This is a genomic window from Rhizobium sp. Root1212, assembly GCF_001424985.1.
Classification (GTDB): Bacteria; Pseudomonadota; Alphaproteobacteria; order Rhizobiales; family Rhizobiaceae; genus Pararhizobium.
The window spans coordinates 513364-527339 of sequence record NZ_LMDA01000001.1; the positions used below are offsets into that span (position 1 = coordinate 513364).

The 13976-nt window shown below is 61.9% G+C and carries 11 protein-coding genes; 8 read left to right on the forward strand and 3 right to left on the reverse strand.

The features are described 5' to 3' along the window. The first annotated feature begins 25 nt into the window (after positions 1-25). Complete coding sequence (gene ubiA, locus ASC86_RS02510; protein WP_056315524.1) at positions 26-985, forward strand: 4-hydroxybenzoate octaprenyltransferase; 960 nt, start codon at positions 26-28, stop codon at positions 983-985. A 350-nt stretch (positions 986-1335) separates the two neighbouring features. On the opposite strand, the gene ASC86_RS02515 is transcribed toward ubiA, so the two are convergent. Next, on the reverse strand, positions 1336-1902 hold the full coding sequence (locus ASC86_RS02515; protein ID WP_056315526.1) for a DUF6101 family protein: 567 nt from the start codon (positions 1900-1902) through the stop codon (positions 1336-1338). 334 nt (positions 1903-2236) lie between these two features. Here ASC86_RS02515 and ASC86_RS02520 point away from each other — a divergent pair, with 334 nt between their 5' ends. Then, entirely contained in the window at positions 2237-4540 is a 2304-nt protein-coding gene (locus ASC86_RS02520; protein ID WP_056315528.1) for a DUF1217 domain-containing protein, read from the forward strand. Positions 4541-4791: 251 nt separating this feature from the next. Here the strand turns inward: ASC86_RS02520 and ASC86_RS02525 are convergent, their stop codons facing one another. After that, entirely contained in the window at positions 4792-5607 is an 816-nt protein-coding gene (locus ASC86_RS02525) for a helix-turn-helix transcriptional regulator (RefSeq protein WP_056315529.1), read from the reverse strand. 102 nt (positions 5608-5709) lie between these two features. Between ASC86_RS02525 and ASC86_RS02530 the strand changes: the two genes are divergently transcribed. Then, positions 5710-6909 carry an MFS transporter gene (locus ASC86_RS02530; RefSeq protein WP_056315531.1) on the forward strand — a complete coding sequence of 400 codons (1200 nt, stop codon included), beginning with the start codon at positions 5710-5712 and terminating at the stop codon, positions 6907-6909. A gap of 105 nt (positions 6910-7014) precedes the next feature. Here the strand turns inward: ASC86_RS02530 and ASC86_RS02535 are convergent, their stop codons facing one another. Then, positions 7015-7443 (reverse strand): CopD family protein, encoded by a 429-nt coding sequence (locus ASC86_RS02535; protein ID WP_056315533.1) that lies wholly within the window; start codon positions 7441-7443, stop codon positions 7015-7017. Between the two features lie 191 nt (positions 7444-7634). On the opposite strand from ASC86_RS02535, the gene ASC86_RS02540 reads away from it, so the two are divergent. The 5 genes from ASC86_RS02540 to ASC86_RS02560 all read left to right on the forward strand — a co-directional run bounded on the left by ASC86_RS02540 (position 7635) and on the right by ASC86_RS02560 (position 13976). Further along, on the forward strand, positions 7635-8678 hold the full coding sequence (locus tag ASC86_RS02540; RefSeq protein WP_056315535.1) for a spermidine/putrescine ABC transporter substrate-binding protein: 1044 nt from the start codon (positions 7635-7637) through the stop codon (positions 8676-8678). Continuing rightward, positions 8675-11068: a bifunctional diguanylate cyclase/phosphodiesterase gene (locus tag ASC86_RS02545; RefSeq protein ID WP_056315537.1), complete on the forward strand. Its 2394-nt coding sequence runs from the start codon at positions 8675-8677 to the stop codon at positions 11066-11068. Before ASC86_RS02540 ends, ASC86_RS02545 begins: the two co-directional genes overlap by 4 nt. Positions 11069-11192: 124 nt before the next feature. After that, entirely contained in the window at positions 11193-12467 is a 1275-nt protein-coding gene (gene purD / locus ASC86_RS02550; protein WP_056315539.1) for a phosphoribosylamine--glycine ligase, read from the forward strand. An 85-nt stretch (positions 12468-12552) separates the two neighbouring features. Further along, complete coding sequence (locus ASC86_RS02555; protein WP_056315541.1) at positions 12553-13083, forward strand: plant virulence effector HPE1-like domain-containing protein; 531 nt, start codon at positions 12553-12555, stop codon at positions 13081-13083. A 215-nt stretch (positions 13084-13298) separates the two neighbouring features. Next, complete coding sequence (locus tag ASC86_RS02560; protein ID WP_056315543.1) at positions 13299-13976, forward strand: hypothetical protein; 678 nt, start codon at positions 13299-13301, stop codon at positions 13974-13976.

Below are 13976 nucleotides of genomic sequence, written 5' to 3' on the forward strand. Positions count from 1 at the left end.
TCTGCCATCGGCGGCAAACAGGGGCATGAACACGTCCAGCCTCGATTCCGGCCGCGTCTACGACGCGCCTTCCAACAACTGGGTCTACCGCGTCCTGCCGCGGGCGCTGTGGCCCCATGCGCAGCTTGCCCGCTGGGACCGGCCGATCGGCTGGCAGCTGCTGCTGTGGCCCTGTTTCTGGTCAGCCGGGCTGGCGGCGAATGCGGCGGCAAGTCTCGGCACATTTTCGTTTGGCCGCTTCGTCTGCCATCTCTTGCTGTTCTTCGTCGGCGCGGTCGCCATGCGCGGCGCCGGCTGCACCTATAACGATCTCGTCGATCACGATATCGACATGGAAGTGCTGCGCACCCGCTCGCGGCCGCTGCCATCGGGCCGGATTTCGCGGCTTCACGCAAAAATCTTCCTTGTGCTGCAGGCGCTTGTCGGCCTCGTCGTGCTGCTGCAGTTCAACGGTTTCTCGATCGTCCTCGGCATCCTGTCGCTCGCCGTCGTCGCGATCTATCCCTTCGCAAAGCGTTTTACCGACTGGCCGCAATTCTTCCTCGGGCTTGCCTTTTCCTGGGGCGCGCTGATGGGCTGGTCGGCGGAGTTCGGCACGCTGAGCTGCGCGGCATTCCTGCTCTACGCCGGCGCCGTCGCCTGGACGATCGGCTACGACACCATCTACGCCTATCAGGACCGGGAAGACGACGAACTGATCGGCGTGCGGTCGACGGCCCGCCGTTTCGGCGACCGGCCGCGGCCATGGCTGGTCGGGCTTTACGGCATCACGACGCTGTTGATCCTGTTTTCCTTCATGGCGGCCGGCGCAGGCTTCCTCGCCTATGTCGCGCTGTTTGCCGCGGCGATCCTGCTGTTTTACCAGATCCTCGTGCTCGACATCCACGATGCCGGCCAGTGCCTGGCGCTGTTCAAGTTCAACAACATCGTCGGGCTGATCATCTTCGCGGGTCTCGTCGCCGCCCTTCCCGTTCGTCTGCTCTGACACAAAGAAAGCCCCTGCCGAGATCATCGGACAGGGGCTTCAAGGTCCACCGCATTAAGCTCATGCCGTTTCGCCGTGCGGGAAGCGGAAACGGTGTTGATCAGGTCAGGCCCAGCTCGGCTCCTGCCGCGGGTCCTTCTTTTTGCCGATACGGATGCCTCTGAACAGCGCGATAAAGAATCTCAGCATGAGTCTTCCTCCTTCAGGCGCGGCCAGTGTGGAAACGGCATGTGGCGTGAACAAGGCAATTGCCGGATTTTCCGGCCTCGGCCGGACAAAGCGCTGAAACCAAAACGGAAAAACCGGCCGCAGGGAACGGCCGGTTTTTCCGCTGGAGTCATGGAAACGAATCAGCTGCGGGCGATGATCTCGCGGCCGGCGATCTTCATGTTGACGCCGAGGCTGCCGGTGGTGCGGCGCATCAGGAAGCGCGGGCGGCGGCCTTTGAACATCGAATGGCGGCGGCGCGGCTTGATATCGCTCGTGCGGACCTCGCCGAGATGCTCTTCGAGCGGGCGGGCAACGCCGTCCGCCTCGACCATCAGCATCGGCGTCCGGTAGGCTTCCGCCCAGGCGCGCCAGTCGGCGGCGATGTCGGACAGGTCGTGGGCGACCAGCAGCGGAATGCACAGATCTGGATCGTCATGATGCAATTCGAGCGTCACGGTCACTTCTCCATCGCCATGGTCGATCGCACGGGCGGCGACCCCTTTGAAAGCGCGGGAGGGCAAGGCGATCGACAGCGGCAGGCCGCTGGTCGGCAGAATCTTGCGCAAAACGGCACCCCGCTCGTCGAGGCTTATCGTGACATCGCTCGGCTGTCCAGGCAAGCGATACGTTGCCTGCTGCGGAAAGCGCATCGGATCGAGCCGCAAGGTGTTTTCAACCCATGCCGGTTGAGAGAGTGTCTTTGCCATTTTCTTATCGCCCTTGTTTTCCTTGAGAGCCGGTTTCCGGTCTTCTCTTTCCGGGACTTCGCGTCCTCTGTGGTCTGGACGATAAGCGGCGGCCGTTTGGGACCGCTTAAAAATCGCAGTTAAAAAACTTTGCATTTCCCGATGGTTAGCAAAAGCCGACCCGGCAGGGTTTAGAAGCGGTGAACGGGATCGTGAAAATTGCGCCGGTTTGCCCCGTCAAAAGCCACGCGCAAGGCTCGCGCGCGAAGGTGGCAATCTCATTGTGCACGCCCTCAGGCGCGCGGCATTATCGTGCGCTTCTCAAGCGCTTCCGGCAGGTTCAGGCGGGCGGCAGATGGTTTCCACCTATATCGACTACAATCTCATCACCCGCGACATGAAGCGCAGCCTTGAGCGCACGGCCGACCAGAAGCAGGTGGCGCGCGATACCGAATACTACAAGGAAAACATCGGCAAGGTCACATCCATCGAGGCGTTCATGGATGACTACCGTCTCTACTCCTACGCCATGAAAGCCCATGGCCTGGAAGAGATGACCTATGCCAAGGCCTTCATGAAGAAGGTGCTGGAAAGCGACCTCAACGACGAGAACAGCTATGCCAACAAGCTGAGCGACGATCGCTACCGCAATTTCGCCATGGCCTTCAGTTTCTCGAAATCGACCAGTGTGGCCCAAAGTAACGCACAGGAAGAGGACGTCATCGGTCTCTACAAGCAGAGCATGGTGAACCAGGAAGATGCGGTCAAAGCCGATACGGCCTATTTCAAGGCAGCCCTCGACAAGGTGACGACCGTCGATCAGCTCTGGCAGAACGGCCGGCTTAAGGATTACGTGCTGACCGCCTTCGGCCTCGACGAAAAATACATGTCCTATTCGCACTTCAAGGGCATCGTCACCAGCGATCCGAACGATGCGAACAGCTACGTGAACACGCAGGCCGCCGCCTACAAGAACAATCTGCAGACCAAGATCGACCTCATCACCGCCAATGCCTCGGCTGCGGACCTTGCAAACCCGAAGAGCTCGGCCCGCGTGCAGATCGCCCAGTATCAGCAGGCAATCGCCAATGCGCCGGATTACACGCCGCTGGCCGCCATGTTCAATTTCCAGACGGACGGCACGCTGGCTTCCGGCGACCTGCCGATGTCGGAAGCCAACAAATCGCTGGTGAGCGAGGCCTATGTCTTCCGCCAGCCGCGCACCTCGTCGTCCGCGGCCCTGCTCAACAAGACCTATTACGAGCAGACGATGGCGACGGTCACTTCCGTCAACGACATCAAGTCCAACAGCCGGTTGTTCTCCTATATCGTCACTGCCTATGGCCTGCCGGCAGGCACGTTGACGAGCACCTTCGAGAACATCGTCACCAGCGATCTTTCCGACCCTGCCAGCTATGCCAATACCCAGGGCGGCCAGTACAATGCCGTCTACAAGCAGATCGCCGCCGATTTCAATTTCCAGGCAGACGGCACCGTTGCGGGCGGCAACACCGCGCAGACGGCGGCTCAGATGGCCAAGACGTCGCAGGGCTGGATGTCCCGCTACAACGACAAGCAGGACGAGGCCGACGAGACACTGATCTCCTCCTTCAAGACGCTGATGTCGACGGTGGGTAATGTCGACGACTTCCTCGGCGACAGCAAGATCATGACGCTGGTGCTGAAGGCCTTCGGGCTGGAAGACGAGGGCGATACCGCGCGAAAGCTGAAGAAGGTGCTGACCAGCGATCTCACCGACCCCAAGAGCTACGCCAACTCGCTGAAGGACAGCCGCTATACCGATCTCGCCAAGGCGTTCAATTTCAATGCCGACGGTTCGCTCGGCTCGCCGACGCTCGCCCAATCGGAATCGGAAATCCTGCTGACGGCCAAGGCCTATGTCGTCGCCAAGAGCCAGTTCGGCACCGAGGACGACAAGAAGAAGGCGACGGAGGAATCCAAATATTACAGCTCGACCATCGAGAAAATCGACAATCTCGATGATTTCCTCTCGAACAAGCGGCTGACGGATTTCGTGCTCGTGGCCGCCGGCATCGACCCGGAAACGGTGGAACCGGGCTACCTGCGCAAGATGTTCGAATCGGATCTGAACGACCCGAAGAGCGCCATCAACACCGAGCCGGACACCCGCTACCGCGAACTGGTCGCCTCGTTCAACTTCGACACCGAAGGCAATGTGACGAAGCCCGAGAGCAGCATCCAGACCCGCCGCGGCCTGCTGGAAACCGAAGACCTCTACTACAACCAGACCCTGGAGGAGCAGGAGGGCGAGGAGAATGCCGGCGTGCGTCTGGCGCTCTATTTCCGCCGCATGGCCTCCGGCGTCGGCAGTGCCTATGACCTGCTGGCCGACAGCGCGCTGCTGCAGGTGATCCAGACGACCTTCAGCATTCCCAAGGAAATGGCGAGCGCGGATGTGGACGTGCAATACGACTACATAAACCGCGTGATCGACATCAAGGACCTGCACGACCCGGAAAAGTTGGAAAAGCTCCTGGCGCGATTCACCTCGCTCTACGATCTCGAAAACAACACCGACGTTTCCCCAGCCGCGCTCGTGCTGTCCGGCAACAGCGGCGGCGGCATCAGCGCCGATACGCTCTTGAGCCTGACGCAGCTGCGGGCCGGTGGGCGGTAAGGATAGGTCCCACCCCACAAGGGCTGGGCTATCGAATATGGCTTGGCGAGCATCCCCGCGTGTCCCCTTCTCCCCAGCGGGAGAAGATGCCCGGAGGGCAGATGAGGGGGCTTTCACCACAAATTCCGTGCCAGCCGCCCCCTCATCCGACCCTGCGGGCCACCTTCTCCCCGCTGGGGAGAAGGGAAGTGCAAGCCGCGCTTTTCATATGCGATCGCCCTTCCCTGTGGGGAGGGGTCTTATTTTCCCGCCTACCCTACCCGCGCCTTCAGATAGTTGCTGGGTGAACTGCCGAGCATGCGGCGGAACATGGTGGTGAAGGCGGCGATGTTCTCGTAGCCGGCATCGAGCGCTACCGTCGTCACCGATTGCCCCTCGGCAAGCCGCGGCAGCGAGGCGAAGAGGCAGGCCTGCTGGCGCCAGGTGACGAAGCTCAGGCCGGTTTCCGCGCGGAAGAAGCGGGTGAAAGAGCGACGGCTCATGCCGAGTTCGACCGCCCAGTCGTCGATGCTTGCATTGGCCGCCGGCCGTTTCAGGAAATGATGGCAGAGGCGCGCGAGCCTGGCATCGGCGGGAAACGGCAGGCCCAATGGACGCTCCGGCAACCGGCCGACCTCGTCCAGCAGCAGCTCCATGATCAGCCGCTTGCGCCGCTCGGCGATCGGATGCGCGTCCGATTGCACCAGTTCTTCCATCAGGTTGCCGGCAAGCGGCGTGACCTCGACCACACGCGGATCGTCGGCCGCAACCACGGTGGTTTCGACGTAGAGCGACTGCATGCGCACGTCGCTGACCATTTCGGTGGAATGTTCCAGCCCGGCGGGAATGACGAGACCGTGGCCCGGCGGCAGCATCCAGCTGCCGCGCGCCGTGCCTACCAACACCACACCTTCGCGCGCACACCAGAGCTGCGTCTTGGTGTGGCTGTGCAGCGGCACGCGAAACCCGGCCGGATAATTCCGCCCGAGCGCCAGCACAGCCTCGCCACTCTCTTCAATCCAGGAGAGGCTTTGCTGGTGCTGAAGTTCGTCCTTTGCATCCTTGTGAGGCAGGGTGATGACACGCATTTGGCCCACTCGCGTAAAAAGAAGACCAGAGCACAAAAGCAGGCCATTCGCAATCGCTGTAGAGAGGCGCGATCAAGCCTGACCAAGACCAAGGATATCGAGATGGCAAGCATATCGGCCGGCAACAGCATCAGCGCGGAGCGCACGGCATTTTCCGTCATCGTGGCCGTCAGCGTCTGCCACATGCTCAACGACATCATGCAGTCGCTGCTGACCTCGCTCTATCCCCTCCTGAAAGCGAACTATGCGCTCGATTTCATGCAGATCGGTCTTCTGACCTTCACCTTCCAGGTGACGGCCTCGCTGCTGCAGCCGGCCGTGGGCGTCGTCACCGACCGCTCGCCGATGCCGTTTTCGCTGCCGGCCGGCATGCTCAGCACCTGCGCCGGGCTGCTGTTGCTGGCAAACGCCCATTCCTTCCCGCTGCTGCTGGTCGCGGCCAGCCTGATCGGTCTCGGCTCGGCGATCTTCCACCCGGAATCCTCGCGCATCGCCCGCTTGGCCTCGGGTGGACGTCACGGCCTGGCCCAGTCGCTGTTTCAGGTGGGCGGCAATGCCGGCACGGCGATCGGGCCACTGCTCGCCGCCTTCATCGTCGTGCCGCGCGGACAGGGCAGCCTCGGCTGGTTCTCGCTGATCGCGCTTGCCGGCTTCGTCATCCTGTCCTTCGTCAGCAGCTGGTATACCCGCCATCGTCGCGCCAACAGCCATCGCCCGGCCGTGAGCCGCACCCTGCCCTTGCCGCGCGGCAAGGTGATGATGACGCTTGTCGTTCTGATCCTGCTGACCGCAACCAAGAACATCTATATGTCGAGCGTTTCCAGCTACTTCACCTTCTACACCATGGAGAAGTTCGGGCTCGACCTGCAGAGCGCGCAGTTGCTGCTGTTCCTGTTCCTCGGCTCGAGCGCTGCCGGCGTGTTGCTCGGTGGACCGTTCGGCGATCGCTACGGCGCGCGCTTCGTCATCTGGTTCTCGATCCTCGGCGTCATCCCCTTCGCGTTGATGCTGCCCTATGCCAACCTGTTCTGGACGAGCGTTCTCGTCGTCATCATCGGCCTGGTCTTCTCCTCGGCCTTTTCGGCGATCGTCGTCTTCGCGCAGGAACTGGTGCCGGGTCGGGTCGGGTTGATCGCCGGCATGTTCTTCGGCTTCGCCTTCGGCGCCGGCGGCATCGGGGCGGCAGTGCTCGGCGTCTTCGCCGACAGCAGGGGCATCGATTTCGTCTATTCGGCCTGCTCGTATCTGCCGCTGCTCGGCATTCTCACGGTCTTCCTGCCGAAAATCCCGCGGCATCGGTGAGGCGTTAGAGGACTGCGGAAGTGCAGCATATCCCTTCTCCCCGTTTACGGGGAGAAGGTGCCCGACAGGGCGGATGAGGGGCGGCGAGAGGGGGCGACGAAGCCCTCAAAACGGCTTCACCACCACCAGCAGCACGATAATCAGCAGGCCCGCGAACGTGATCGCCGCCGCATAGGGCAGATGACCCGGCACCGGACGTGCCGGGTCTTTTTCCATCCGGCGGAAGGATGCCGTCAGATTTCCGTGCAAGGCGGAAAGAACGATCACCACCACGAACTTTGCATGCAGCCAGGCATCCGAATACCAGTCGCCAAGCCAGGCGATGGTGAGCCCGAACAGCCAGACGAAGCCGAGCGCCGGGTTGGTCACCTTCCTATCCCAACTGCGCACTGCGGATATCACCGAATTTTCCCGCTCCCCGCGCGGAAGAGGCGCCTTGGCGAGCCAAAGCGAGGCCACGGACAACAGCACCATGCCACCCATCCAGGTGATGACGGCGATGATATGAAGGGCTTTCAAAAGCAGATAGGTCACGGCATCCTCCCAAGCTTCGCCTATATGTGGCACCGGCCGCGCGCCAAGGCGAGCCCTCGCTGAAAAAGACAACATATTCAAGCCTTACCTGAAATTCGCACTACAACCGCGACGGCAAAAATGCACCCAGCCGTAAGCATTCATCAAACTTTACTCCCTAAAGTCGATGACAAGGCTGCCAGGGACGGGCCATGACGAACAGAACGATTGCCGCCTCGATTTTGATCTGCACCGCCTTCGGCGGGACGGCGGCGAAAGCCGATACCGTCAACCTGCTGATCTGGGAATCCTATATTGATCAGGACATTCTCGACAGGTTCAAACAGGAAACCGGCATCGAGGTCCGCCAGACCTATTACGACAGCGGCGATGCGCGCGATGAAATCCTCTCCGACCCCGCCAGCAACATCGACCTTGCCGTCGTCGGCGAAAACGCGGCACTGCTCTTCGGCAATCGCGGCGTGCTGGAGCCGCTGAAGGAAACCAATCTCCCCGTTCTCAAGGACTATGGGCCGCAATGGCGGCTGCGCTGCGCCGGTTACGGGCTTCCCTATCTCTGGGGCACGATGGGCATCGTCTACCGCTCCGACATGGTGAAGGAAACGCCTACCTCGTGGAAAGACCTGATGGCGCCGAAGCCTGAGCTTCGCAAGCACATCGCCATGTATGACGATCACAACGAGGCCTTCGTCGCGCCGCTGGCGCTGCTCGGCAAATCGATCAACGCCAATGACAACGACACGCTGAAAGCCGCCTTCGAGGTGATGAAGAAACAGGCCCCCTTCGTGCTGACCTACGACTACATCATCACCGCCATCCAGAACCCGGAGATCGGCCGCAACATCTACATGGCGCTCGCCTATAGCGGAGATCAGCATGTGCTGAACACCAAGGCGGGAACGCCCGGCGTGTGGCGCTATGCCGTGCCGAAGGAAGGCACGCTGTCCTGGCTCGACTGCATGTCGGTGACCGCCCATTCGCCGCGCAAGGCGCTGGCGCTGAAATTCCTCGACTATCTTGGCTCGCCCGCAAGTGCTGCAGAAAATGCCGAGAGCCTTGCCATGCCGACCGCAAGCACGGAGGCGCTGAAGCTCATTCCGCAGGAAACCCGCGACAATCCCGAAATCTATACGCCGGCCGATATCCTGGCAAAGAGCCAGTATCAGGAGGAACTGAGCATCCAGTCGATCCAGACCCGCCGCCGCATCATCAGTTCCATGGCGAATTTCCAGTGACCCTCGGCAAACGCGCATTTCTGTTGATTTTCCCGGTCGTGCTTGCCGGCTATCTGCTCGCGGCCGTCGCGGTCTATCTCACCGAAAGCCATTCGATCAAAAACCTGGAACAGGCCCGGCTTTCCCAGCAGCTCGATCATCTCGCGGCGCTCTATCGCAACGACATGAGCCAGAGCCGCAGCTTGCTTTATTCGATCCTCGAAGGCAACGCGATCCGCCTTTTCCTGGAGGAAACGGATGAGAGCTACCGCAACAACGCGCTCGGCCTTCGTCTTCAGCAGACGGTGCGCTCGCTCTCCGACGACCAGAAGAAATTCACCTCCTTCACCATTATCGACCCGAACCTGACGCCGCTCTATTATTTTGAAAACAGCGACGATCCCTTCGCCGAACTCGGCAAGGCGCAGCTGAACCTCGCCAAGCAACTGATCCGCAACGCCAAGCTGCGCGACTGGGCGTTCCTGCAGGGACCGGACATGCGGCCGCTGATCGTCTATTCGGAATTCGTCGATCGCACGACGCTGGCGCGGCCGCTGCCGACAGGCCGGGACAATGCGCTGCTGATCCAGGTCGCCGTCGAGCCCGCCCAGTTCCTGGCGATGAAGCGTAACCTCGAACTCGAATATGGCGCCCGCACCGAACTCGTAACGATGACGTCTTCGGTCTGGCACGACAGGCTGGCGGCCGGGGTGCGGCTGGCGCCTTCGCTGTTTCTCACCCTCGACGATGTCGCTTTCCACGGCGGCGCCGGGCTCGACCGGCTGAAGTTGCTGCTTGGCCTCGGCGCGCTGGCGATGAGCGTGATCTGCGTGAGCCTCATGGCCTGGCTGATCACCCGCTTCATCACCAATCCGATCTCCGCGCTCGACCGGCAGGTGACCGCCGTGATGACCGGCCGCAGCGAAGGCATCCTCGACACGGGTTCGGCCGGCGAAATCGGCCGCCTCACCGGCAATATCAAGCAGTTGCACGACCAGTCGTCGCGCGCGCTGAAGCTGGTGCAGCATGCCTCCTGGACCGATGCGCTGACGGGCATCAGCAATCGCGCCCATTTCAACAGCCTGGCGGCGACCATCGTGCAGGAGACGGTCGAAGGCGGCCGTCATTGCAGCCTGCTGTTCATCGATATCGACCACTTCAAGTTCGTCAACGACAAGCACGGTCACGACGTGGGCGACGAGCTGCTGCGCAAGCTGGCGGCACAGCTGCGCGAAAGCGTCGATGACATCGTTGACCGCCGCGGCCTGCCGCCGGGCGTGCTCGCGCGGCTTTCGGGCGACGAATTCGCGGTGCTGCTGCAATCTGCGCCCGGCGACGGCACGGTACGCGAGACCTGCGACGCCATCCTGCGCCTCTTCGACGGCGGCTTTAAGGTGCGCGGCAAGCAATATCCGGTGACGGCCAGCATCGGCGTCGCGATCTGCCCCGATGACGCCGCCAATCTCGCCGAACTCATTTCCAATGCCGATGCCGCCATGTATCAGGCCAAAACCACCGGCAAGAACCGCTCTTCCCGCTTTTCCCGTGCGCTACAGGTCAAGCGCGACCGGGTGCGCCTCATCCAGGAAGAGTTGCGGGTGGTGGACCCGGACGAGCAGTTCCATCTCGTCTACATGCCTATCGTTGACGGGCACGGCAAGGTGGTGGGCTGCGAGGCGCTTTTGCGCTGGGTTTCGCCGACGCTCGGCAATGTCCGGCCCGACGAATTCGTGCCGATCGCCGAAAGCTCCGGCCAGTTCACCAAGATCGACTGCTGGGTCATCGATCGCGCCATGGGCGACTACGCGGCGCTGCAGGGGCTGTTCGGCACCGGCACCACGCTCGCCATCAACATCTCCTCGGCCGAGCTGCACTCGAAATCCATTGCAGGGCATTTCAACGAATGTCTGGAGCGCCACGGTGTACGGGCCGGCGCTATCGAGATCGAGCTGACGGAAACCTATGCCGTGACGCTGGGAGACCAGTTGCGGCAGAACATCGAGGCGTTGCGCGCCCGCGGCTTCCGCATCTCGATCGACGATTTCGGCGCTGGCTACACCTCGATGCAGCAGATCATCGAATATACCGCCGACACCATCAAGCTCGACCGGGCGCTGGTGGAAAACCTCGCCCGCGAGGAAATGCTGCCGGCCCTCAAGGCCGTCATCGCCCTCTGCCACGCGCAGAACATGCAGGTGATCGGTGAAGGCGTCGATACGGACGCGAAGATGGCCATTCTCTCCGCCGCCGGCTGCGACAACTACCAGGGCTACCTGATCTCCAAGCCGCTGACGCTGGAAGACCTCGGCATCTGGTCGCTGAAGCGCACGGCGGCGCTTGCCGGCAAGAGCGGCCAACGCCAGCTGGTGAGCGGCCGCGACCGGCATATCGGCGTGGACAGCCTGCTCTGAGTCGGCATCAACCCCTGTAAAACCCTTTGCGGCCGCCCGCTTTGGCCTCATTCGGCCGCTTTCCCCTTGACCTTCCGCACCCCTCGCCTTAACCGCACGGACATCGATAGCGCGGGAGATGGCGATGAAGGTTCTGTTGATCGGTTCTGGCGGACGCGAGCATGCGCTGGCCTGGAAACTCGCCCAATCGCCGCTGATGACGAAGCTTTACGCCGCACCCGGCAACCCCGGCATAGCCGAAGAAGCGACCATCGTTCCGGTCGATACCGACGATCACGATGCCGTCCTCGCCTTCTGCAAGGATGAGAGCATCGATTTCGTCGTCGTCGGCCCGGAAGCGCCGCTCGTCGCCGGTCTGGCCGACAAGTTGCGGGCCGCAGGCATCGCCGTCTTCGGCCCTTCGGCTGCGGCCGCCCAGCTCGAAGGCTCCAAGGGTTTCACCAAGGATATCTGCGCCAAGTACGACATCCCGACCGGCGCCTATCAGCGCTTTTCCGCTGCCGAGCCGGCCAAGGCCTATGTGCGCGAACAGGGTGCGCCGATCGTCATCAAGGCCGACGGCCTTGCCGCCGGCAAGGGCGTGACCGTTGCCATGACGCTCGACGAAGCGCTGGACGCCATCGACGCCTGCTTTTCCGGTACGTTTGGCGCGGCCGGGGCGGAAGTCGTGGTCGAGGCCTATCTCGATGGCGAGGAGGCGAGCTTCTTCTGCCTCTGCGACGGTGTGAATGCGCTGCCGCTCGCCTCGGCGCAGGACCACAAGCGCGTCGGCGACGGCGATACTGGACCGAACACCGGCGGCATGGGCGCCTACTCCCCTGCCCCGGTCATGACCGATGAGATGGTGGCGCGCACGATGAAGGAGATCATCGAGCCGACGATCCGCGGCATGGCCGATAGCGGCCATCCCTTCCAGGGCGTGCTCTTTGCCGGCCTGATGATCACCGCCAAGGGGCCGGAACTGATCGAATACAATGTCCGTTTCGGCGATCCGGAATGCCAGGTGCTGATGATGCGGCTGGAAAGCGATCTCCTGCCGCTGCTCTACGCCACCGCGACCGGAGGCCTCGACAGGCTCGATGCCGTGTGGCGCGACGTGGTGGCACTGACCGTTGTGATGGCATCGAAGGGCTATCCGGGCAGCTATGACAAGAACACGCCGATCGAGGCGCTGCCGGCAGACACCGCAAGCGCCAAAGTCTTCCATGCCGGCACAGCCTTGAAGGACGGCACGCTGGTCGCGACCGGCGGCCGGGTGCTGAACGTCACCGCCATGGGCGAGAGCACCGGTGCAGCGCAGACGGCGGCTTATGACGCCGTCGACAAGGTACGCTGGGAAAACGGCTTTTGCCGCCGCGATATCGGTTGGCGGGCCGTCGCCCGCGAACAGGGCCAATGAGCGTTCATTGAATCTTTACCAGTTCTCCTGACGGGACGGTAACGGTAAGCGGCCTATGGTCCCCTATCTTGTAGGGAGACCGTCCATGCGCGTTCTTTTGTTCAGCCTGATCGGCCTTGCCGCTGCCTCGACCCATGCCTCGTCCATCGAGGCGATCGCGACAGGCGATGCCCATGTCGTCAGCGTCACCGAGATGCCCTGCGGACATTGCCCACCTCCGGTCGTGAAGAAATCGACAAGTTACGTCGTGCCCGATATCGGCGACGGCACCGAGCGGGTGGAAATGAAGGAAATCGACGGCGAAATGCGGCTTTTGCGCACGGAAGCCTGGCTCGGCGGCTCGCCGGTGCTGTTCGTGACCAAGGCATCCGAGGATGTGATCAAGGCAGCGGAAGCCGCCAAGCTCGCCAAGGGCGAAGCCGCCGCCGTGGTGATCGATCCGATCCCGGCAGCCGCCGAAGCGTCCGCCTCGATCTCGCTGACGCCCGGCGTCGATCCTGTCGCCAAGACCGCGTCGTTAAGTGCTGATTCGGCAGCCGATCTTGCCGCTGCAACGGTCGAAGAAGCCCGATCACACGAAATTGATCTCGAAAATTACCAACTTCGTTTAAAATGACGCACTATCAAGTGGTCCCTGCCCTCGCCTGCGAATGAGCAGTACGGGCATCGCCTCCAAGGCGGAAATTGCGCCCCTGAAGAGAAGCAGGGGCGCAATTTTTTGACCGGTTCACCCAAGTCTTCCCCTCCTCTGCCTTCCAGCCGATCTTGCTGCGCCTCGCAAGCGATGCAACATAGCCCCGCGATACTCTTCCCTCGCCGGCAGGATCATTCATGGACGTCTTCAATATTGGCAAGTCCATCGAGAAGTTGATTTTCGAGCTTCTGATGTGGCTGATCTTTTATCCTTACACGCTGCTTCGCGTGATCTTCCAGCCCAATCACATGATGGCCTATGCCCGCGCGGAGACGTTGCGCGACGAGAACGTCTCGTTCGACAGCGGCATGAAGCCGTCGATCTTCCTGTTCCTGTCGATCGTGATCGCGGCTTTCATCGCCCCGGTTTCGCAGGCGGAACTCGCCAGCGCCGGGCAGACCGCAACCGGCCAATATATCTCTGCCTCATGGCTGAACCTGATCTTCTTCCGCGTCGTCATCTATTCGATCTTCCCGATCACCTCGGCGCTGATCTACGACCTGATCACGCCCGGCCCGGTGACGCGGCTGTCGTTACAGATCCCCTTCAACCAGCAATGCTATATCTCCGCGCCCTTCGCGATGATCACATCGCTGACGATGGTGATGATATCGCATACGGAAAACCTGACCGTGGTAGCGCTGCTTTTCGCAGCGCAATGCTGGCTGCTGCTGTCGAATTACTTCTTCTTCCGCAGCCAGGGCCAGCAATCGCGATTGAAATCCGCCGGGCTTTCGTTCGGAAGCTTCGTTCTGGCCTGGGGCGTGTTCCTGACGGTCACGAACATTGCGCTGCGCTACAAGGGCATCGACTGA

Excerpts from the sequence above, each read along its gene's own strand:
- ubiA (WP_056315524.1), top strand. The coding sequence starts at position 26 with ATGAACACGTCCAGCCTCGATTCCGGCCGCGTCTACGACGCGCCTTCC.
- ASC86_RS02515 (WP_056315526.1), bottom strand. The coding sequence starts at position 1,902 with ATGGCAAAGACACTCTCTCAACCGGCATGGGTTGAAAACACCTTGCGG.
- ASC86_RS02520 (WP_056315528.1), top strand. The coding sequence starts at position 2,237 with ATGGTTTCCACCTATATCGACTACAATCTCATCACCCGCGACATGAAG.
- ASC86_RS02525 (WP_056315529.1), bottom strand. The coding sequence starts at position 5,607 with ATGCGTGTCATCACCCTGCCTCACAAGGATGCAAAGGACGAACTTCAG.
- ASC86_RS02530 (WP_056315531.1), top strand. The coding sequence starts at position 5,710 with ATGGCAAGCATATCGGCCGGCAACAGCATCAGCGCGGAGCGCACGGCA.
- ASC86_RS02540 (WP_056315535.1), top strand. The coding sequence starts at position 7,635 with ATGACGAACAGAACGATTGCCGCCTCGATTTTGATCTGCACCGCCTTC.
- purD (WP_056315539.1), top strand. The coding sequence starts at position 11,193 with ATGAAGGTTCTGTTGATCGGTTCTGGCGGACGCGAGCATGCGCTGGCC.
- ASC86_RS02555 (WP_056315541.1), top strand. The coding sequence starts at position 12,553 with ATGCGCGTTCTTTTGTTCAGCCTGATCGGCCTTGCCGCTGCCTCGACC.
- ASC86_RS02560 (WP_056315543.1), top strand. The coding sequence starts at position 13,299 with ATGGACGTCTTCAATATTGGCAAGTCCATCGAGAAGTTGATTTTCGAG.